Here is a 19159-nt window from a genome sequence, read left to right as displayed (position 1 = left end):
AGATCTCACTTGATGGCGATGGGGTTGACGGGGGAGCCGACCGCTCCGGTGACGGGCAGCGGGGCGGCGGTGAGGAAGAACTCGTGGACGCCGTCGGCGGCGCAGTGCGCCGCGAGGGCGTCCAGGTCCCACATCTCGCCGATGAGGAGTCCGATGTGGGGGATGACGACCTGGTGCAGGGGCTGGAAGGCGTGGTCGAACTCGTTCGGCCGGACCTCGAAACCCCAGGTGTCGGTGGCGATGGCGGCGATCTCGGTACGGTGCAGCCAGCCGGCGGTGGTGAACGACAGGCCCGGGGCCGGGCCGCCGGCGTAGTCGCCCCAGCCGTCGCGGCGGGCCCGGGTGAGCTGCCCGGTGCGCACGCACACGATGTCGCCCCGGCCGATCGCGACGCCGTGCGCCTCGGCGGTGGCGGTCAGGTGCTCCTCGGTGACGGCGAAGCCGTCCGGCAGCTCGCCGTCGTCGCCGAGCACGCGGCCGACGTCGAGCAGGACGCCGCGGCCCGCCACGGCCGCGGCCAGGTGCTCGATGCCGGTGACCAGGTCACCGGCGGAGGTGACGACCCTGTCGGCGGGGCGGCCGTTCCAGGCCAGGCCGTGGTCGAAGATGTGGCCCAGGCCGTCCCACTGGGTGGAGCACTGCAGCGGCATGGCGATGACGTCGTCCGCGCCGCCGAACCCGTGCGGGAAGCCCTGGTCGCCGTGGACGGCGTCCGTGCCGGTGTCGGTCATGGTGTGCACCGGGTTGGTACGGCGCCGCCAGCCCTTCTGCGGGCCGTCGGTGTCGAAACGCTGGGAGAGCGAGAAGGACGTGCCCTGCCGTACCAGCGCGGCGGCCTCGCGGCGCTTGGCCCCGTCGATGAAGTTGACGGTGCCCAGGACGTCGTCGTCCCCCCAGCGGCCCCAGTTGGAGTACTTCGCGGCGGCCTCGGCGATGGCGCCCTCGGGGTCGGCTCGGTCGGGCATGCCGGTGCGGTGGAGCATCACGCCTCCCGCGGGGACGGCCCGGTCACCGAAGACGGCCCGGTCACCGAAGACGGCCCGGTCATCGGGGGCGGCTCGGCCACGCACCGGTTGCGCTGGACGCCCAGACCGGTGATCGTCCCCTCCATCACGTCGCCGGGGCGGAGCAACCGGCCCCAGTGCATGCCGTTCCCGGCCGGGCTGCCGGTGAGCACCAGGTCGCCCGGGAACAGCTCCACGGTCTGTGAGACGTAGGACACCAGCCGCGCCACGTCGAAGATCATGTCCTTGGTGGACTCGTCCTGCATCGCCTCGCCGTTGAGCCGCAGGGTCACCCGCAGGTCGCCGGGGTCGGCGACGAAGGCGGACGGCACCAGGTAGGGCCCGAGCGGGGTGAAGGTCGGGGCGTTCTTGGCCCGTAGCCAGTCGGTGCCGATCTCCGGCATGTCACGGCGGAACACCAGCTCGCGGGCCGTGAGGTCGTTGGCGATGGTGTAGGCGGCGACATGCTCCAGCGCGTGCTCGGCCGGGACCCGGAAGGCCGGGCGGCCGATCACCGCGGCGAGTTCCAGTTCCCAGTCCGGCTTGGCGCACCAGGCGGGGATCACCACGTCGTCGTACGGGCCGGTGACCGAGGAGGGCAGGCCGATGAACACGTACGGCCGGTCCTCGGCGGCGCGGCGGTCCATCATCGCGGCGACCTCGGCCCGCACCTGCTCGGCGGGGCGGCCGTCCGCGGGCTCGTGTGCCACCGCCAGGTCGATGACGTGCGTGCGGTAGTTGGCGCCGGACTGCAGGATCTGCCGGGGCTCGACGGGGGCGTGCACCCGCAGCTCCGCCAGCGGCAGCCACGTGCCCTCCACCGATCCGGCGGCGTCGTGCAGCAGCGGCAGCGCGGTGTCCCAGCGTTCCAGCAGGACCCGCGTGGTCAGCCGCGTGGTCGGATCCGGTGCGCCGAGCGCGGGGACGGTGCGCAGGTCCAGGACCCGGTCTCCGGTAACGAGACCGGGGAAGGCCGGGCCGTTCCCTGCGGAGAAGGTGCCGATCGCGAACGGGCCGGCAAGAGGCGGGTGTGTTTCCACGATGTTTCCTCCCGGTGCGGTGCCCTTAACCTTGAGCCAACCGGACGGATCTGGGAAATCGATTCTCCAGATCGGAGTAATCCATCGGATGGATAGCGGAAGGGATGCCGTGAACCTCGCCAGCCTGGATCTGAATCTCGTGGTCGCCCTGCGCGCGCTGCTGGAGGAGCGCAGCGTGACCCGGGCCGGGCTGCGGATCGGGCTCAGCCAGCCGGCGACCAGCGCCGCGCTGGCCAGGCTCCGCCGCCACTTCTCCGACGACCTGCTGGTCAGGAAGGGCAACACCTACGAGCTGACCGCCCTGGGCAGCGCACTGCGGGAACCGGCGGCCAGCGCCTGCGTCATGCTGGAGCGGCTCTTCACCAGCCGGGCGGACTTCCAGCCGGCCGTCGAGCAGCGCGAGTTCACCCTGCTCTCCTCCGACTACGCCATCGCGGTCTTCGGCGCCGAGCTCGCCCGCGCCCTGCACGCCGAGGCGCCCGGTGTCCGGCTGCACTTCCGGAACCTGGACGGCAGGATCGTGGAGGACACCGGCACGGTGCTCGGCGGCGTCGACGGCGTGCTCATGCCGCACGGTGTGATCAGGGGTTTCCCCGCCGTGGAGCTGTACCGCGACGAGTGGGTGTGCCTGGTCGCCGACGACCATCCCGACATCGGCGACCACATCACCCTGGACGACCTGGCCCGGCTGCCCTGGGCGGTCTACCGGCGCTTCTTCGACGCCCCGGTCACCCGGCAGCTGAGCACGCTGGGACTGGAACCCCGCGTGGAGGTGTCCGTGCAGAGCTTCTCCCTGCTGCCCAACCTGGTGGCCGGGACCCGCCGGGTCACCCTGGTCCAGCGGCGCCTGGCCGAGATGCTGCGCGGGCTCGCTCCGGTCCGCGTGCTGCCCTGCCCGTTCGAGGCGGCGCTGCAGGAGGCCCTGTGGTGGCATCCCGTGCACAGCCAGGACGCGGCGCACATCTGGCTCCGCGAGAGGGCGGCCGAGGTCGGGCGGGCGCTGCGGGAGCAGGACCATCCACCCCGTGGATGAGGGATATCAGAACTTCCGGTCTTCCGCGCGTCGCGTCCCTTGCCCGACAGTGCTGTGCACCATCCCCCGCGACATCTAGCGAGGCCCGCATGTCCCAGCCGGCCATCGCGAAGCAGGCTGGCCCGCCCCAGCTCGTCTTGCTGCTCATCGGAAGCTGCATGCCCGTGCTCGGCGCCGTCCTGCTCTCGCCGGTCCTGCCCCGCATCAGTGAACACTTCGCCGCCACACCGGGATCCGACGTCCTGGTCCCGGTGATCCTGACCGTCCCGGCGCTGTTCATCGCGCTCGGCGCCCCCTTCGCCGGCGCCGTCGCCGACAAGTTCGACCGCAAACGCCTGCTGATCGCCGCCATGGTCGGCTACGCGATCTCCGGAACCGCGCCGCTCTACCTGGACTCGATCCAGGCCATCCTGGCCAGCCGCGTGCTCGTCGGCGTCTGCGAGGCGGCCATCATGACCTGCTGCACCACTCTGATCGCCGACTACTGGTCCGGTCCGCGCCGCATCCGCTACCTGGGCCTGCAGACCCTCGTCACCACCGTCGCCGCGACGGCCTTCTTCGCGCTCGGCGGGCTGCTCGGGGCCGGCGGCTGGCGCACCCCGTTCTGGCTGTACGCCGTCGCCGCGCTCGCCGCGATCCCCATGGCGCTCCTCCTCTGGCAGCCCGCCGCCGCACACCACGGAGGCCCCCACGACGGAGGCCCCCACGACGGAGGCCCCCACGACGGAGGACCGCACCACGGCGACCGGGAGCCCTGGCCCTGGCGGGCCCTGGCCGTCCCCTCCCTGGTCACCATCGGCGGAGGCGTCGTCTTCTACACGCTGATCGTTCAGCTCTCCTACGTCCTGGACGGGGTGGGGGTCTCCGACCCGGCGGTCATCGGCGGCGTCACCGCGCTCATGTCGCTGGCGACCGCCGTCGGAGCCGGCCTGTTCGCCAGGGCCTCCGGCCGCGGCGCGCGCGTGCTGCTCATCGCGGAGTTCGCCCTGTCCGGCCTGGGCCTGCTCCTGATCTCCGCGACCGAGGCCGTCCCCGTGATCGTCGCGGGCGCCGTGCTCACCGGCTTCGCCACCGGACTGCTCCTGCCGACCCTGCTCACCTGGGCGGTCAACAGGCTGCCGTTCGCGCAGCGCGGCCGCGGCACCGGGCTGTGGACCGGCGCCCTGTTCCTCGGGGAGTTCCTCTCCCCGCTGCTCGTCAGCGCCCTGGCCGCGGTGACCGGAGGGCTCGGCCTGTCCCTGGCGGTGATCGGCGTCGCGTCGCTGGTGCTGGCCGCCCTGGTGGCCACCGTCCTGACCGTCCCGGCCACGCCGCTCAACGCCGCTCCGGCCGAGTAGGCACACCCCCGCCCCCGCGCGGGATCCGGCGACACGCGGTGCGCCCGGCGGTCCCTTCCGTCCGGGCGCACCGCGCGTGATCATGTCCTTACCGCCCCAGTGCGGGCTCCCGGGGCACCGGAACGAAGGAAAGGCAGCAGTCGGATGGCATACGAAGTACGCGGCGTGATCGCGCGAGGCAAGGGCCAGGCCGTGTCGGTGGAGTCGGTCCTCGTGCCCGATCCGGGTCCGGGGGAGGCGGTGGTCACCGTCCAGGCCTGCGGAGTCTGCCACACCGACCTGCACTACCGTGAGGGCGGCATCAACGACGACTTCCCGTCACTAGGTTTTTCTCCCATGCTGGAGGCATGACACAGAACAAGCGCGGTAAGAAGGCGGAACCCCAGCTCAGGGCCGGTGTCTACGCCCGGCTCAGTGAGACCTACGACGCGGCGGAGTCGGTCCCCACACAGCTTGAGAACGGAGCGCGTCACGCTGCGCGCAGGGGAGACCGGTTGGTTGCCTCTTTCAAAGACGACGGCGTTTCGGGATACAAGGAGATATCGCGAGACGGATTCATGCAGCTCATCGCCGCGATCGAACGCGGTGAACTCGACGTAGTAATAGTGCGTGACATCGACCGGCTCACGCGAAATCTCGACGACTGGAATCAATTCGAGCGCGCTTGCGTGCGTAACGGCGTCATCCTCTCCGCGTACACCGGCGGGGATCTCGACCTGAGCACACCGGAAGGTGCGTATTACGGTGGCATGGAGACTCTGAGAGCCCGCAGGGAAAGCGCCGTCAAGTCGGCACGTGTACGCGAGGCCGTAGAGCGAAACGCAAGGAAAGGCCGTCGCCCGGGAGCGGGAAAGCGTAGATTCGGCTATCGCAATATCTACGACAATCCTCACGAGACTGATCGAAAGCGTCGGGTCATCCGAATAGAGCTAGATCCTGCCGAGCCTGACCTGATCAGAGAAGCGGCTACCCGTCTCCTCGATCATGGAGAATCGCTAGGCGGTATAGTCCGAGACTGGCAGTCAAGAAATATTCCGACGGTCACGGGTAGCCGCTGGGATCCCAATACGCTACGCGGAATCCTAACCTCAGCGTTTATCGCCGGTCTCCGTGAATGGGAAGGCGAGAAATATCCCGGCGACTGGCCTGCAATCATCGACATCGATACCCACGAGCGACTCCGCAGACTGTTCAGTGATCCAGGGCGCAAGGCAGACGTCACCCGTCGTCAGAAGCATCTTCTCTCGGGCATCCTGCTGTGCTCGAAATGCGAAAAGAAGATGTACTTCCGTGGGGAGAAGGCTCCGCGAGCCAACAGCTACGCCTGCGCCTGGGGGATGCGTGGCGGATGCGGAGGGACGCGGATCAAAGCGGACTCTCTTGAGGAATATGTAACCGGAGCCGTCTTAGACGCTCTGGAGTCCCCTCGTATCCAAGAGGCACTTCGGAAGGGAACAGACAAGGCCGAAGAAAAACAGCGCATCTTGATCCTGAAGCAGATAAAGAAAGCCAAGGAGCGAAAGGAGGAGGCGCGACTGGACTACGGTGGAGAAATTATAGATCGGGAGGAATGGCTAGACATCAGAGCGCAAGTCAACTCGCGCATCACGGAGCTTCAGCGTGAGTATGACAGGCTCTCCGGGAAGGTTGTCATTCTAGGGGACATCCCTCCGGGCGACGAGGTTCGCGATGCCTGGGAAGGCTGGACGATAGAACGTAAACGTGCTGCGATCAGATCGGTTCTCATCGACATCAAGATAAGGCCGGTTCCGGAGGACATGCGGAGCAATCTTCCCAGTCTGCATGCGGACGCGGCACAGAAAATAGAGTTGGAGCTCAAGAGGCTGAGGCAGCGCGTAGATTTCAACTGGAGAGTCTAGAGCGATACGCCTCGTATGAACCCAAAAGGGAGCCGGTCATTTGACTGGCTCCCTTTGGTTTGGACGACTGGATTGTGGATTAACCATTTCTGTTTCTCGCTCTTTTCTTGGATCGTGCGCGGGGCGGGAGATCGCGGAACAGCAGGACTATGACCGCGACGGTTGCGGGGTCTTCGATCCGCTCGGGAAGTCCCTGCTCGACGCGTGAGCGTCGTCCGTGCTCGGCTCCGGCCGTCCGGTAGCTCTCGCGATCTTCAGGGCTCGTTAGGCATCACCTCCTTCCTCGATACGCTGAGTGATTGTCTTCGTCTTCGTCTATGGGCCGCGCTCGCCCTATGCGCGCAGACGCGCGTGTGGACATAGACGAAGACAATTACGGAGAGTGGTCCTCGCGCCTGTCACGCCAACGGCCCCGGGACACTTGGACGGCGTGTCCATCGCTGGCGAGCTGCCGCAGCCGTTGATAGATCCACGGGCGACTCATCGACGTTGCGGTGATCAGGTCACCGATCGAGGTGCCCTCTCCGGGTGCGTTGGCGAGCGCTGCCTTCAAAGCGTCCTCGGCGGCGCTCGCGGCTTCCTGGCGGGCATGCCGTCCCCTGGCTGCGGGAAGCGGCGACGGTGGCTCAGAGGCCGTCTCAGGGGCGTACAGAGGCGTTTCCCTTGCTTCGGCCGAGATGGGGTCAAGCGACGGACGGCGCTCGGCGTGCCGTTCGGCGGTGCGCTGAACGATCTCATCGGTGAGCAGGTAGGCGCGCCCACGACGGGGGATGTCGTGCTCAGGGGCGCTGAGCAGGAACTTTCCAGGCGCGTTGAGCTTGTCGGCGTGCCATCCGGCCTTGTGCATGCCCGCACCCAAGATCAGGTCGGCGTCCCCGCGTTCGCGGACACGGCAGGCCAGACGGACATCCATCTGAGAACGGACGGCGCTGTGCCCCATCGCGCGCTGTGAGGGGCGTTGCGTCGCGATGAGCAGCGTGACAGCGGGAGCGCGGCCCCGTCTGGCGATGGAGTCGGCGTAGGTGACCGCCTCAGGGGCGTCATCGACGAGTTCGGCGTACTCATCGATGATGATCACCAGGGCGGGCGCGTCCGGCGTGGGTTCCCACACACGAAGCCCGTGGGAGGCCAGCCACTCAGCGCGGCCGTCGAGGATCGCCACCGCATCACGGAGCAGCGTGCATGCTTCCTGCGGTGTGGTGGCGATGCGATCGAGGCAGGATGCCCACGGCTGGAGCTCCATGCCGCGTTTGAGATCGATACCCCAGACGATCACGTCGGCGGCGGCCGTGAGATTGCCCATGACGACGTTCACGGCACCGGACTTGCCCGCTCCCGCCACCCCGCCGAACAGGGCGTGACGACGCAGCAGGGAGACGGCTACGGGGGTCCCGTCCTCCCATAGGCCAAGCTCCATCGGTTGGGTGACGGAGGTGATCGACGGGCCGGGCCAGGTGATCGCGTCGGCGTGGGGGTCGGTCTCGATGATGCGCACGTCGGCGCGGTCGGCGCGTTGCTCGGGTACCGGCTGAATGCGCACACCACCGCGCCGCGCGCCCAGCGCCGATTCAACGTTTCCGATCTTGGTAATGGCGTCCTCGACGGTCTGGCCACGGGCCAGCGCGAGGCGGAAGCGGTAGCCCCACAGATCGACGATCGCGGACTGAATGCGTGATCCGGCGAGGCCGATCTGTTCGGCGAGTTCGGGCCATGCGGCGAGCTTGCGTTCTACCCGGACCTTGGCGCGTCGGCGACGGTGGACCCACCAGGGGAGGGCCGAGACGAAGCCACCGATGATCAGGATCGAGGGGAGGGGAGGTTTGCCGGGTCCGATGGCTGTCGCCGTTGCGACCCAGCCCCCGATCATCGCGACCAGGTACGCGGCGTACACGCGTTCCAGGCCACGGGACAGACCGACATGCCGACCGAAGATCAGGACGGTCATGGTCAGGAAGGCGGCTCCGATGCTGATGCCTACCCACCAGGTCGGCTGGGAGATGTGCAGCGCCACGGCGGCGGCCTCGACCAGCAGAGCCAGCCCCAAGGGGGCCAGTTCGGACCGGTAGCGCCAGATCAGGCGGAAGAAGATGACGATCGCGATGGAGTCGAACTCGATGTCATCCATGATGATCATGGGTTCGATTCCCGCGCGGCGCATACGGCGCGCATCGCGCCGCAAGCGGCTACGGGATAGGCGGTGCTTCGTCATCGGCCCTCACCTCGCGTGGGAGCGTCGGTGTACGGGCGGGGGTAGCGAAGCGGGGGAGGGGCGTCGCCCTGGTTGGCGAGCTCGTCACGCACGTACCAGAAGGGATCGTCTTCTCCCTCGTGGTGGGCGTTGAGCGAGGCGAGAACGGCGGCTTTCAGGTTGGCGTGGTGGAGCCGGATGCTGGCGACGTGATCGCGAAGGCGCTCAAGGTCGTCACAGAGATCGGGAATGTCGTCGAGGGCCGTAAGGACGGCGGAGACGGTTTCGGTCTTGTGGAACGGCACCCAGAGGGGGCCGTTGATCAGGAGTAGGGCGTGGGCGTGGTTAAGGCGGGCTGCCTGGACGTTGACGTTGTGGAGTGGGGTGTTCGTACGGCATCACCTCCCAAGATCGTGGGCGGAAGTCGGGCCGCCCGTAGGTTGGAATCTGACGGTGAGTGACCAATCCTGATGGTGCGCGCATGGTCGCTCGTGGTGCAGTGGTTCGTTCCTGGTTCATGATCATTTTCCTTTCCGCGGTTCGGGCCGGCGAGGTCACTAGCTGGTATTACTTGTAGACTCCGTGCTTCGCGATCAACCGTCCTTCTCGATTGGTCTAGCGCCGTACGGACTGTTTGGTGATCGCTTGTGGTCACGCTCGGTCAGAACGCTCCGGTGATAGTGCGAATGACGGTCGATACGAGACGGCGGACTTCCGGGGCGGCGATGGTGGACGCCAGGTAGAAGCCGAACAGGATGCACACCACCGCATGAAGGAACTTCAGTGAGGAGTGTCTGAGCAGCACCCACACGACGGCACCGAGGATGACCACGAGTGGCAGAGAGAGGGTCATCGTTGATCACCTCCTTTCGCTGAGGCTGAGGCTGAGGCGGGTAGGTCGGGGCAGAAAGCGCACTCTTCATCGCGGACGTACAGCCCCATGACTCGCCGGGAGTAGCGCTCCAGCGTGGTCCGTGGCGTGCGATGAAGGCGCATGCGCTTGTCCTCGCGTTTCATGGCCAGGACGGCGACGGCCAGGGCCGCCAGCACGATCACGCTGAGACTGCATGCGATGACGACGGTCAGGAACATCGGTGGTTCCGGAGCTGTAGTGCCATGACGTGGCGTGCCACGGTGGCCCGATCACGGGCGCGGACGTCTATGGCGACGCGGGCCAGCATGACGGCCGTAGCAACGAAGCCGATCAGTCCGAGAACCATTGAAATGAGGGGGATCACCACTGGTCTCCCTCTCGGGAGAAGGGAGCCTTACGCCGATTCCAACGGCTACGGCTACGGCACTTCCGGCACAGGCTCGTGCCCTTGTCGGCCAGAGCGCCGCATTCGCACTTGCGCCCATAATTTTCGGGTGCGGGGATGTTTATGCGTGTGTTCGTTTCTCTTTCTACACGGGATGGCGTATCAGGGATGACGGAGTCCTGGTAGGACATGAGTGCGCTATGCCGTGCATAGGCTTCCTCGGAAATGGCCACCATACGGTAGCTGGCGCGACCGAACTCGATGCTTGCCGTGTAGTGCCCCGCCTGATCCTTGAAAGCAACGTCATGGAGTTCGGCGAGGCGTTCGACCGCTGCGCGCTGTATGGCATAGCCCTTGTCGATTCCCGGGAAAACCAGAACATCGACGCTGTATGGAACGGGCAAATCGGAATGGCGTTCCAGGAAATCTGCGAGCATGCGGATTCCGGAGATTACTTCGGATCGGTGCTGTCGTTTCGTAGTTGACATGATTGATCACTTCCTTTCCGTTTTGGCGTTGCTCGTACGGGCGTAGAGGGGGGTAGGGGAAGGGGAGTCGCCATATCTGGCGATCTTGTGATTGCTCGGCATAGCGGAGCCATGCGGCGGCTTTTGGCTGCTCACCGGAGCCCGCCGAGCCGACGAGGTTCCGGCGAGCGCGAACGTGCCATCAGTGCTGTGACCAGCGAAGCGATCACTGCTCGCGGTGTAGGGGTGCGCCGTCGCCTGGACTTGAATCGCTACCGGACGGGACAGGTTGAGTACCGCCGGTCTAGGATTGGCAAGTCCCTCGACCCTCCGTCTCGCGGGCAGGTCAGATGATGCGCAACCAGCCACGGGCGTTTCCCGTCCGCCGCGTGAATCGCTTTGCATTCGAGCCCGGGGGCTCTGATCGGTGCGGTGTCTCTGTGTCATGCCTTCAGCTTCGGAGCTGAAGCAACAGCGCGGCAGATGACAGGACTGGACACGAGAGGACATGGTGCATGTCCGAAGTCCCGCACCTCAGGGATCAGAGCAAACAACTAGAACCCAATAGGGTCTTGATCGCGAAGCGCAAGGCGCGCCAGTGGAGTAGAAAGCGCGCAGCCCAGGAATTGCATCGATTGGGTGCGAGTCGCGGGCTTCCCGAGCCTGAAGCAATCGAAAAGTCTATATATCGTCACGAGACCGGCCGCGCGGCGTGCCAAGACCCTCTCTATATCGAGCTGTATTGCGTGGTCTATGAGGCTACCGCCCAAGAACTCTTTGGTGACATAAATCCGGTAGCGGCTTCGGCTAATCAGCTCTCTGGCGTCCGGTCTCATAAATTCATCCCAGCGTATATCGAGGCGCGACGCGTACCTGATCTAATTCACGCTGAGGGAATGGAGGCTGCGGAAGCTAAATTTGGGCTCGAATGCCACTGTGTGAACGTTTCCAATGCTAATGGTGAATGCGCGCTTTATGTGTGGCCGTTTGGTGTGGCCATGTTCCATCTCGTTGAGGAACTGGAGCTACCAAGCCTCGCGCACCTAGCGATATGGCGAAGGAAAACGTATGCCCGTGACCTTGAATGGGCATCTCAGGCTCTGCGCTGCTCCCTGTCTTCTCCAGTGGACGCCTCTTATGTCTTAAGCGCGTACTGGGTTCACACTCCATCATGGCAAGCGCACGAGCTAGACACCGCTTTACGGATCATGTGTATCCCCCGAATACTTCACGAGCGTGACTCGGAGATGTCCGACTCATCTCTTGCTCATGCTGAATTAGTGGAGCGGTCACTTCTCGCGGAGGGCTTCGAGCACGCAGAAATGGTCCCTTTCGGCTTCAAGGGAATTTCCATTGGATATGCGGCATGGTCCGGAGTCGTTTATTACCCCGCCGCACCGCGTAGAGCGCTGTCAGAAGACGAGATAGTGAACGTTGAGCTTGCCGCACAAGCAATGTGGGCCTACTGCGAATCCATCAATACTCAGGTAGAGCAAGGGCTTGATCCCAGGGTTCCGGATCAGTATGGCTGGCGCTTCCTGCGTGCCGCCCGGTCGCGTCTTATAAATGCTCGCCCGCAGGAGACCGAATATCACAAGTGCATGCGCAAGGCGATTTTAGATACTAGCGGCGTCCTTGATCACATGTCAGAGGCAATCGAAATTCTGCGATAGTAAGACGGAAGGCAAGTCAGTGTTCAACAAGTCGGCGGTGCTGGTCGTTATCGACGCGCAGAACGGCTTCATCAGTGAGCATTCGAGCCCTGTGATACCAGTGATAGCGGAGCTGGTTGACAGGTGGCAGGAAGCGGGCGGCGATGTCGTCTTCACGCGATACATCAACTATGAGGGGAGCCCTTACGAAAGACTGATCCGCTGGTCGAAGCTAAAAAGCTCTCCGGAAATTGACATCGTGCCTGAGCTCGCCCCATTCGCCAACAAGGCAACGGTTGTTTTGGATAAGACCATATACAGCTTCTTCAATGAACAGGGCGAGGCGCTTGTTCGAGAGCACGGCTGGACCGACCTATACGTGTGCGGTCTCGATACTGAAAGCTGCGTGCTGAAAACGGTAGTGGACGCATTTGAGCGCGATCTTACACCGCGCCTGATCAAGGATGCGTCGGCTAGTCACGCAGGCCAGTACGCACATGACGCGGGTGTCCTTGTGGCTTCCCGCTTCATCGGTCCTGGACAGATAATTGAGATCTCGGACATCCCGTGGGCATCGCTAACGTCGGGGCAGGTCGAAGTATCGGACTAACAATGACAGTGTGGTGCGTCTTCTCCCTGAAGACGCACCACGCGCCTCATTCCTGTTCCGCGCAATAGCCATCCATCGCTTTCCAGGACGGCAAGAGCATGTCTCACAGTGTTACGCGATGCAGCGTATCGGCGTCGTAATGTGGCCTCGCTCGGCAATGAACTCCCAGGAGGAATTTCCTGCTGACGGATCTGCTCACGCAGATCATCGGCGATGGCCTGATATCGGTAGTGAGGCGTTTCCTGGCCTCCCTTTACGATGCGTCCTTTAGCGGGAATCGACTCGATCAGTCCTTTGGCCTCCATCGCGATCAAGGCGCGCCGGAGAGTTGTTCGTGCAACGCCAAACTCCCGAGACAGCTCTGATTCTGAAGGGAGGCTACCGCCTATCGGGTATTCCCCTGTCTCTATCCGCTCGCACAGAACGCTTGCGATTTTTCGGAACGCGGCCGGTCTGCCCATTGGAATTGCCCTTACCCTTCTGTCGTTCCATATGGTCCCGCGCATGCTCCAGAATTAGGGATTCCCATGTATCGCGCGCTTGGCGATAAAGGCCCCTCGCGGCCTCTTCGTAACGTTTTCCCGAACGCCGGAGAATGAGAAAGTGGCCACCCTGGCACGCCCATTCATAGGCTGCGCAGCAGGATGTCTCAGTGATCCTGATGCGGTCTCGTTCTGACCGGGTGTATGGCTTCCATTCAACGAGCGTCATATCTCTGCCCGGTTCCTCGTACTACTACCGCGCCCGTTAGCCATTCCCGATGAGCGCTTAGGAGTACTTCTCCGTACACGTACGATGGATTCACGGCCAAATAATCGAGACGTGCCAGCCGAATTGAGCCTTTCGCGCCCGGCCCCAGCGCGTAGAGGGCTTCACTTAAACGGGCTGTCGCGTTATGGGGCTCGGTTGTGACTCCACGCGAGCCCTGCCCGTCCTCGCCGTGCGCGGTCCATGCGTAGATGAGTGGTTCGGAAGGACTGTCTTGGTGTGGGACCGGGAACCTCGTGGATGCCGTAAGCGGTCGGCCTTCGATGGGTGCGTGCCCTTCCCCCTCGGGCTGCTCTGAATAGCTCCTCATGAAAGGCACTGTAGTACACCATGCTATACCTAGCCAGGCATGTTATATCTCGCCTGCCAGACTATGCCCCGCTTAGCGTGTCCGTGTGGTTGATCAGGAGCGAGAGTGGAAGCCCGGTGTTCCCCGCTGGGTGCAGGTCTACGAGATCCTCAAGGGGCAGATCGAGAGCGGGGAGCTTGCTCCTGGTGATCAGGTGCCGTCTGTGCTGAAGCTTCAGCAGATATACGGCATTGCCACTGCAACCGGTCAGAAGGTCCATCGGGCGTTGCGGAACGATGGGCTCATCCGCACGGAGCCGGGGATGGGAAGCTTCGTCGCTGATCGTCCTAGCGGGCCGAACGGCCAGCTCAGCGCCTCGTCTAAGGAATGACGATCACTGCTGACTAGGTAACAACCAGGGGACAATTACCTAGCAACGTCTTCCCGTTCCTGCTCGGCCACGAGGCCGCGGGCGTGGTCGAGGCCGTCGGCGAGGGCGTGACCGGTCTCGCCCCGGGCGACTACGTGATCCTCAACTGGCGGGCGGTCTGCGGCCAGTGCCGGGCGTGCCTGCGCGGCCGTCCGTGGTACTGCTTCGACACCCACAACGCGACGCAGAAGATGACCCTGGGTGACGGTACGGAGCTCAGCCCGGCGCTGGGCATCGGGGCGTTCGCGGACAAGACCCTGGTGGCGGCCGGGCAGTGCACCAAGGTGGATCCGGCGGCGTCCCCGGCCGTGGCCGGTCTGCTGGGCTGCGGCGTGATGGCGGGCCTCGGCGCGGCCATCAACACCGGCGGGGTCACCCGCGGCGACAGCGTGGCCGTCATCGGCTGCGGCGGCGTCGGCGGCGCGGCCGTCCTGGGCGCGTCGCTGGCCGGAGCCGCGAAGATCATCGCGGTGGACATCGACGACCGCAAGCTGGAATGGGCCAGGGGCTTCGGCGCGACCCACACGGTCAACTCCCGGACCACCGACCCGGTCGAGGCGATCCGGGAGCTGACCGGCGGCGTCGGCGCCGATGTGGTGATCGAGGCGGTCGGCCGCCCGGAGACCTACCAGCAGGCCTTCTACGCCCGCGACCTGGCCGGGACCGTGGTCCTGGTCGGTGTCCCCACCCCGGACATGACGCTGGAGCTGCCGCTGCTGGACGTCTTCGGGCGCGGCGGCGCGCTGAAGTCCTCCTGGTACGGCGACTGCCTGCCGTCTCGCGACTTCCCGATGCTGATCGACCTGTACCTGCAGGGACGGCTGGACCTCGGCGGCTTCGTCACCGAGACCATCCCCCTGGACCAGGTCGAGCAGGCGTTCACCAAGATGCACCACGGCGAGGTCCTGCGCTCCGTGGTGGTGTTCTGATGGGCGGCGTCCGCATCGGCCACGCCGTCACCTCCGGCACCTTCAGCCTGGACGGCCAGACCTTCGACGTCGACAACAACGTCTGGGTGCTCGGCGACGACGACGAGTGCGTGGTCGTCGACGCCCCGCACGACGTGGCGGCCATCACCGAGCTGGTCGCCGGCCGCAGGGTCGTCGCCGTCCTCGCCACCCACGCCCACGACGACCACGTCCGGGTGGCCCCGGCCCTGGCCGAGGCCACCGGGGCGCCCGTCCTGCTGCACCCGGCCGACCTGCCGCTGTGGGAGCTCACCCATCCGGATCGCCGGCCTGACGGCGCCCTGGCCGACGGACAGGTCATCGAGGTCGGCGGCACCCGCCTGGAGGTCCTGCACACACCGGGTCACGCCCCGGGCGCCTGCTGCTTCCACGCCCCGGAGCTCGGCGCCGTCTTCACCGGTGACACCCTCTTCCAGGGCGGGCCGGGCGCCACCGGACGGTCGTTCTCCGACTTCGGCGTCATCGTCGACTCGATCCGCGAGCGCCTGCTGACGCTGCCCGGGGAGACGGCCGTCCACACCGGGCACGGCGCGAGCACGACGATCGGAGCGGAGGCGCCCCACCTGCAGGAGTGGATCAGCCGGGGCCACTGAGGACGGGAACGTCCCGCGGGTCTCCGCCGTACGGCCATGCCGGTCGGGGAGACCCGCCGGACACGTTCCGCGCCGTTCAGGCGTCCGAGCGGCACGGGACGCGGGCGCGGCCGTTCAGGGTGTCGGCCAGGCAGGTGGCGAACCACGCGATGCGCGCGCTCAGCCCTCCCCGTCCAGCCGCGCTTCGGCCGCCGCCCACGCGCGCGCGCCGCCGCGCGGCTCGTACCGCACCAGGTCCTGGGTCTGGCGGACCAGCGCCCGCAGGTCCGCCAGGCCGGGACCGGCTGCCCCGGCGGCGCGGGCCTGGACGAGCACGTTGCCCAGCGCGGTGGCCTCCACCGGCCCGGCCACCACGGGCAGGCCGCAGGCGTCGGCGGTCAGCTGGCACAGCAGCGCGTTGCGGGCGCCGCCGCCGACGATGTGCACGGCGTCGACGTGCCGTCCCGACAGCTCCTGCGCCTGCCGTACGGCCCGGCGGTGGGCCAGGGCCAGGCTGTCGAGGACGCAGCGCACGACGGCGGCCGGGGTCTGCGGCACGGGCTGGCCGGTGGCCCGGCAGGCGCCGGCGATGCGGGCGGGCATGTCGCCGGGCGGCAGGAACACCGCGTCGTCCACGTCGATCACCGACGCGAACGCCGGCTCCTGCGTCGCCCGGCGCAGCAGGCCGGGCAGGTCCGTCTCGCCCCATGCGCGCAGCGACTCCTGCAGCAGCCAGAGTCCCATCACGTTGCGCAGGTAGCGGATCGTGCCGTCCACGCCGGTCTCGTTGGTGAAGTTGGCCCGCCGGCTCGCCTCGCTGAGCACCGGCCGGTCCAGCTCGACGCCGACCAGGGACCAGGTGCCGCAGGAGATGTAGGCGAAGTCCGGCCCGGAGGCGGGCACCGCGACGACGGCGGAGGCCGTGTCGTGGGAGGCCACCGCCACCACCTCCGGAGCGCCGGGCAGGCCGGTCCCGGGCAGGACCGGGCCGATGCGGGTGCCGGGTTCGCGCAGCGGCGCCAGCAGCTCCGGCCGGATGCCCGCCTCGACCATCAGCTCGGCGGCCCAGGCACGGCGGTTCAGGTCGTACAGCTGGGTGGTGGAGGCGTTGGTGATCTCCGCGCCGATCTCGCCGGTGAGCCAGTAGGAGAGCAGATCGGGGATGAGCAGCAGCCGGTGGGCCGCCTCGTACCGGGGCGTGCCCAGCTCGGCGGCCACCTGGTAGAGGGTGTTGAAGGGCAGGTGCTGCAGGCCTGTGACGCCGTACAGGCGCTCGCGGCCGAGTTCGTCGGCCACCCGGTCGGCCAGGCCGTCGGTGCGGGCGTCGCGGTAGTGGACCGGGTTGCCCAGCAGCGCGCCGGAGGCGTCCAGCAGCCCGTAGTCGACCGCCCAGGAGTCGATGCCGACGCCGGCGACCGGCCCGGCGGTGCGCAGCCCGCGCAGCACGCCCGCGTACAGCGCGAGGACGTCCCAGTGCAGGGTGACGCCCAGGCGCACCGGCTCGTTGGCGAAGCGGTGCGCCTCGGTCAGTTCGAGGCGGCCGGGGCCGAGACGGCCGACCATGACGCGGCCGCTGGCCGCACCGAGGTCGACCGCCGCGACGGCGAGTGCCGCCGTCACCGCAGGAACGCCGCGGCGACGCCGGCGTCGACCGGGACGTGCAGGCCGGTGGTGTGCGACAGCTCCCCGCCGGTCAGCACGAACACGGCGCCTGCGACGTGCTCGGGCAGCACCTCCCGCTTGAGCAGCGTGCGCCGGGCGTAGAACTCGCCCAGTTTCTCCTCGGGCACGCCGTACACGGCCGCGCGCCGGGCGCCCCAGCCGCCGGCGAAGATCCCGGAGCCGCGGACCACGCCGTCGGGGTTGACGCCGTTGACGCGGATGCCGTGCTCGCCGAGCTCGGCGGCGAGCAGCCGGACCTGGTGGGCCTGGTCGGCCTTGGCGGCGCCGTACGCGACGTTGTTGGGCCCGGCGAACAGGGAGTTCTTGCTGCAGATGTAGACGATGTCGCCGCCCATGCCCTGCACGATCATCACCCGGGCCGTCTCGCGGGAGACGAGGAAGGAACCCTTGGCCATGACGTCGTGCTGGAGGTCCCAGTCGGTCTCGCTGGTCTCCAGGAGCGGCTTGGAGATGGACAGGCCGGCGTTGTTGACCACGAGGTCCACCCCGCCGAAGGCCAGCACCGCCTCGCGCACCGCCCGCGCCACCGCCTCGGCGTCGGTCACGTCGGCCGCGGCGGCGACCGCCGCGTCGGGCCCGCCGATCTCGGCGGCGACCTTCGCGGCGGCCTCGGCGTCGCGGTCGGCCACTACCACGCAGGCGCCCTCGGCGGCCAGCCGGAGCGCGGTCGCCCGGCCGATGCCGGACCCGCCGCCGGTGACCAGGGCGATCCGGGTGGCCAGTGCCCTGGGCCTGGGCCTGCGCCGGAGTTTGGCCTCCTCCAGCTCCCAGTACTCGATGCGGAACTTCTCCGCCTCGTCGATCGGCGCGTACGCCGAGACGGCCTCCGCCCCGCGCATCACGTTGATCGCGTTGACGTAGAACTCGCCCGCCACCCGGGCGGTCTGCTTGTCGGCGCCGAAGCTGAACATGCCGACGCCGGGCATGAGCACGATCGCCGGGTCGGCGCCGCGCATCGGCGGGGAGTCCGGGCCGGCGTGCCGCTCGTAGTAGGCGCGGTAGTCCTCACGGTAGGCGGCGTGCAGCTCCCTGACGCGCGCGACGACGTCCTCCAGCGGCGCGGCCGGCGGCAGGTCCACCACCATCGGCCGGACCTTGGTGCGCAGGAAGTGGTCCGGGCAGGAGGTGCCGAGCGCGGCCAGCCGGGGGTGCTCGGCACGGGTGACGAAGTCGAGCACGACGTCGGTGTCGGTGTAGTGGCCGACCTGCGGCCGGTCGGTCGAGGCCAGGCCGCGCAGGACCGGGAAGAGCGCGGCGGCCCGCGCGTGCCGCTCGGCCTCGGGCGGCGTCTCGTACACGACCGGGCCGAACGGCTCGGGCCGGCCGTGCTCGGCGATGTACTCCTCGGTCGTACGGATGATCTCCAGCGAGTTGCGCTCGCACTCCTCGCTGGTCGCGCCCCAGGCGGTGATGCCGTGCCCGCCGAGGATGACCCCGATGGCCTGCGGGTTGGCCTTCCGGACGGCGGCGATGTCCAGGCCGAGCTGGAAGCCGGGGCGCCGCCAGGGCACCCACACGACCCGCTCGCCGAAGATCTCCTTCGTCAGCGCGGGGCCGTCGGCGGCGGTGGCGACGGCGATGCCGGAGTCGGGGTGCAGGTGGTCGACGTGCGGGGCCTCCACCAGCCCGTGCATGGCGGTGTCGATGCTGGGCGCGGCGCCGCCCCGGCCGTGCAGGCAGAAGTCGAACGCGGCGACCATCTCGTCCTCGCGCTCCACCCCCGGGTAGACGTCCACGAGGGCGCGCAGCCGGTCCAGGCGGAGGACGGCCAGGCCCTGCTCGGTCAGGGTGCCCAGGTCGCCGCCGGAGCCTTTGACCCACAGCAGCTCGGCCGGGGTACCGGTGACGGGGTCGACGGCCTCGCCCTTGGCGGAGGTGTTGCCGCCGGCGTAGTTGGTGGTGCGCGGATCGGAACCGAGCCGGTTGCTCCGGGCCAGCAGGTCGTGGACCGGGGAGACAGGGGGATTGCTCATGATCGG

At 67.2% G+C, this 19159-nt stretch carries 17 protein-coding genes and 2 pseudogenes; 9 read left to right on the top strand and 10 right to left on the bottom strand.

What is annotated here, in order from left to right:
- Positions 1–5 precede the first annotated feature (5 nt).
- The gene (locus IEZ08_RS30305; RefSeq protein WP_068928725.1) at positions 6–983 is read right to left on the bottom strand and encodes a cyclase family protein; all 978 of its coding nucleotides are present in this window, start codon (positions 981–983) and stop codon (positions 6–8) included.
- The gene (locus IEZ08_RS30300) at positions 983–2044 is read right to left on the bottom strand and encodes a fumarylacetoacetate hydrolase family protein (RefSeq protein WP_189243471.1); all 1062 of its coding nucleotides are present in this window, start codon (positions 2042–2044) and stop codon (positions 983–985) included. Before IEZ08_RS30300 ends, IEZ08_RS30305 begins: the two co-directional genes overlap by 1 nt.
- A 109-nt stretch (positions 2045–2153) precedes the next feature.
- On the opposite strand from IEZ08_RS30300, the gene IEZ08_RS30295 reads away from it, so the two are divergent.
- From IEZ08_RS30295 to IEZ08_RS30280, 4 genes and pseudogenes are all read left to right on the top strand, one after another.
- Positions 2154–3077 (top strand): LysR family transcriptional regulator, encoded by a 924-nt coding sequence (locus IEZ08_RS30295; protein ID WP_068923210.1) that lies wholly within the window; start codon positions 2154–2156, stop codon positions 3075–3077.
- 89 nt (positions 3078–3166) lie between these two features.
- Positions 3167–4414 carry an MFS transporter gene (locus tag IEZ08_RS30290; protein WP_068923211.1) on the top strand — a complete coding sequence of 416 codons (1248 nt, stop codon included), beginning with the start codon at positions 3167–3169 and terminating at the stop codon, positions 4412–4414.
- Between the two features lie 144 nt (positions 4415–4558).
- A pseudogene (locus IEZ08_RS30285) lies at positions 4559–4738 on the top strand (alcohol dehydrogenase catalytic domain-containing protein); the annotation flags it as partial.
- 23 nt (positions 4739–4761) lie between these two features.
- A complete protein-coding gene (locus IEZ08_RS30280) occupies positions 4762–6294 on the top strand; it encodes a recombinase family protein (protein WP_189243470.1) in 1533 nt (510 codons plus the stop codon).
- 373 nt (positions 6295–6667) lie between these two features.
- Here the strand turns inward: IEZ08_RS30280 and IEZ08_RS30275 are convergent, their stop codons facing one another.
- The 5 genes from IEZ08_RS30275 to IEZ08_RS30255 form a co-directional block, all read right to left on the bottom strand.
- Positions 6668–8503, bottom strand: a complete 1836-nt coding sequence (locus tag IEZ08_RS30275) for a cell division protein FtsK (protein WP_189243469.1) — start codon at positions 8501–8503, stop codon at positions 6668–6670.
- Positions 8500–8787, bottom strand: a complete 288-nt coding sequence (locus tag IEZ08_RS30270) for a hypothetical protein (RefSeq protein WP_189243468.1) — start codon at positions 8785–8787, stop codon at positions 8500–8502. Before IEZ08_RS30270 ends, IEZ08_RS30275 begins: the two co-directional genes overlap by 4 nt.
- 356 nt (positions 8788–9143) lie before the next feature.
- Positions 9144–9335: a hypothetical protein gene (locus IEZ08_RS30265; protein ID WP_189243467.1), complete on the bottom strand. Its 192-nt coding sequence runs from the start codon at positions 9333–9335 to the stop codon at positions 9144–9146.
- Positions 9332–9574 (bottom strand): hypothetical protein, encoded by a 243-nt coding sequence (locus IEZ08_RS30260; protein ID WP_189243466.1) that lies wholly within the window; start codon positions 9572–9574, stop codon positions 9332–9334. The genes IEZ08_RS30265 and IEZ08_RS30260 overlap by 4 nt, the downstream gene beginning before the upstream one ends.
- A 142-nt stretch (positions 9575–9716) precedes the next feature.
- On the bottom strand, positions 9717–10178 hold the full coding sequence (locus IEZ08_RS30255; RefSeq protein WP_189243465.1) for a hypothetical protein: 462 nt from the start codon (positions 10176–10178) through the stop codon (positions 9717–9719).
- A gap of 545 nt (positions 10179–10723) precedes the next feature.
- Here IEZ08_RS30255 and IEZ08_RS30250 point away from each other — a divergent pair.
- Positions 10724–11881, top strand: coding sequence for a hypothetical protein (locus tag IEZ08_RS30250; protein WP_189243464.1), 1158 nt, complete (start codon positions 10724–10726; stop codon positions 11879–11881).
- A 19-nt stretch (positions 11882–11900) separates the two neighbouring features.
- Positions 11901–12470 carry a cysteine hydrolase family protein gene (locus IEZ08_RS30245; protein ID WP_189243463.1) on the top strand — a complete coding sequence of 190 codons (570 nt, stop codon included), beginning with the start codon at positions 11901–11903 and terminating at the stop codon, positions 12468–12470.
- Here IEZ08_RS30245 and IEZ08_RS30240 read toward each other — a convergent pair.
- Positions 12467–12931 (bottom strand): GntR family transcriptional regulator, encoded by a 465-nt coding sequence (locus IEZ08_RS30240; protein ID WP_189243462.1) that lies wholly within the window; start codon positions 12929–12931, stop codon positions 12467–12469. The two genes, IEZ08_RS30245 and IEZ08_RS30240, sit on opposite strands and share 4 nt — an antisense overlap.
- 702 nt (positions 12932–13633) lie before the next feature.
- Between IEZ08_RS30240 and IEZ08_RS30235 the strand changes: the two genes are divergently transcribed.
- From IEZ08_RS30235 to IEZ08_RS30225, 3 genes and pseudogenes are all read left to right on the top strand, one after another.
- Positions 13634–13918 (top strand): GntR family transcriptional regulator, encoded by a 285-nt coding sequence (locus IEZ08_RS30235; protein ID WP_229803669.1) that lies wholly within the window; start codon positions 13634–13636, stop codon positions 13916–13918.
- A 38-nt stretch (positions 13919–13956) separates the two neighbouring features.
- Positions 13957–14886: pseudogene (locus IEZ08_RS30230) on the top strand (S-(hydroxymethyl)mycothiol dehydrogenase); the annotation flags it as partial.
- On the top strand, positions 14886–15518 hold the full coding sequence (locus IEZ08_RS30225) for an MBL fold metallo-hydrolase (RefSeq protein ID WP_068923213.1): 633 nt from the start codon (positions 14886–14888) through the stop codon (positions 15516–15518). The pseudogene IEZ08_RS30230 and the gene IEZ08_RS30225, both read left to right, overlap by 1 nt.
- A gap of 159 nt (positions 15519–15677) precedes the next feature.
- Here IEZ08_RS30225 and IEZ08_RS30220 read toward each other — a convergent pair whose 3' ends face one another.
- Positions 15678–17060: a rhamnulokinase gene (locus IEZ08_RS30220; RefSeq protein WP_189243488.1), complete on the bottom strand. Its 1383-nt coding sequence runs from the start codon at positions 17058–17060 to the stop codon at positions 15678–15680.
- A 53-nt stretch (positions 17061–17113) separates the two neighbouring features.
- A complete protein-coding gene (locus IEZ08_RS30215) occupies positions 17114–19153 on the bottom strand; it encodes a bifunctional rhamnulose-1-phosphate aldolase/short-chain dehydrogenase (RefSeq protein ID WP_068923214.1) in 2040 nt (679 codons plus the stop codon).
- Positions 19154–19159 lie beyond the last annotated feature (6 nt).

Origin of the sequence: Planobispora rosea (assembly GCF_014648175.1) — a bacterium.
Taxonomy (GTDB): Bacteria; Actinomycetota; Actinomycetes; order Streptosporangiales; family Streptosporangiaceae; genus Planobispora; species Planobispora rosea.
Note: the sequence above shows the minus strand (reverse complement) of the source record. Positions and strands in the feature narration are given on the sequence as shown.

Excerpts from the sequence above, each read along its gene's own strand:
- IEZ08_RS30225 (WP_068923213.1), top strand. The coding sequence starts at position 14,886 with ATGGGCGGCGTCCGCATCGGCCACGCCGTCACCTCCGGCACCTTCAGC.
- IEZ08_RS30260 (WP_189243466.1), bottom strand. The coding sequence starts at position 9,574 with ATGTTCCTGACCGTCGTCATCGCATGCAGTCTCAGCGTGATCGTGCTG.
- IEZ08_RS30215 (WP_068923214.1), bottom strand. The coding sequence starts at position 19,153 with ATGAGCAATCCCCCTGTCTCCCCGGTCCACGACCTGCTGGCCCGGAGC.
- IEZ08_RS30255 (WP_189243465.1), bottom strand. The coding sequence starts at position 10,178 with ATGCTCGCAGATTTCCTGGAACGCCATTCCGATTTGCCCGTTCCATAC.
- IEZ08_RS30275 (WP_189243469.1), bottom strand. The coding sequence starts at position 8,503 with ATGACGAAGCACCGCCTATCCCGTAGCCGCTTGCGGCGCGATGCGCGC.
- IEZ08_RS30240 (WP_189243462.1), bottom strand. The coding sequence starts at position 12,931 with ATGGGCAGACCGGCCGCGTTCCGAAAAATCGCAAGCGTTCTGTGCGAG.
- IEZ08_RS30280 (WP_189243470.1), top strand. The coding sequence starts at position 4,762 with ATGACACAGAACAAGCGCGGTAAGAAGGCGGAACCCCAGCTCAGGGCC.
- IEZ08_RS30305 (WP_068928725.1), bottom strand. The coding sequence starts at position 983 with ATGCTCCACCGCACCGGCATGCCCGACCGAGCCGACCCCGAGGGCGCC.
- IEZ08_RS30250 (WP_189243464.1), top strand. The coding sequence starts at position 10,724 with ATGTCCGAAGTCCCGCACCTCAGGGATCAGAGCAAACAACTAGAACCC.
- IEZ08_RS30265 (WP_189243467.1), bottom strand. The coding sequence starts at position 9,335 with ATGACCCTCTCTCTGCCACTCGTGGTCATCCTCGGTGCCGTCGTGTGG.
- IEZ08_RS30290 (WP_068923211.1), top strand. The coding sequence starts at position 3,167 with ATGTCCCAGCCGGCCATCGCGAAGCAGGCTGGCCCGCCCCAGCTCGTC.
- IEZ08_RS30220 (WP_189243488.1), bottom strand. The coding sequence starts at position 17,060 with ATGGTCGGCCGTCTCGGCCCCGGCCGCCTCGAACTGACCGAGGCGCAC.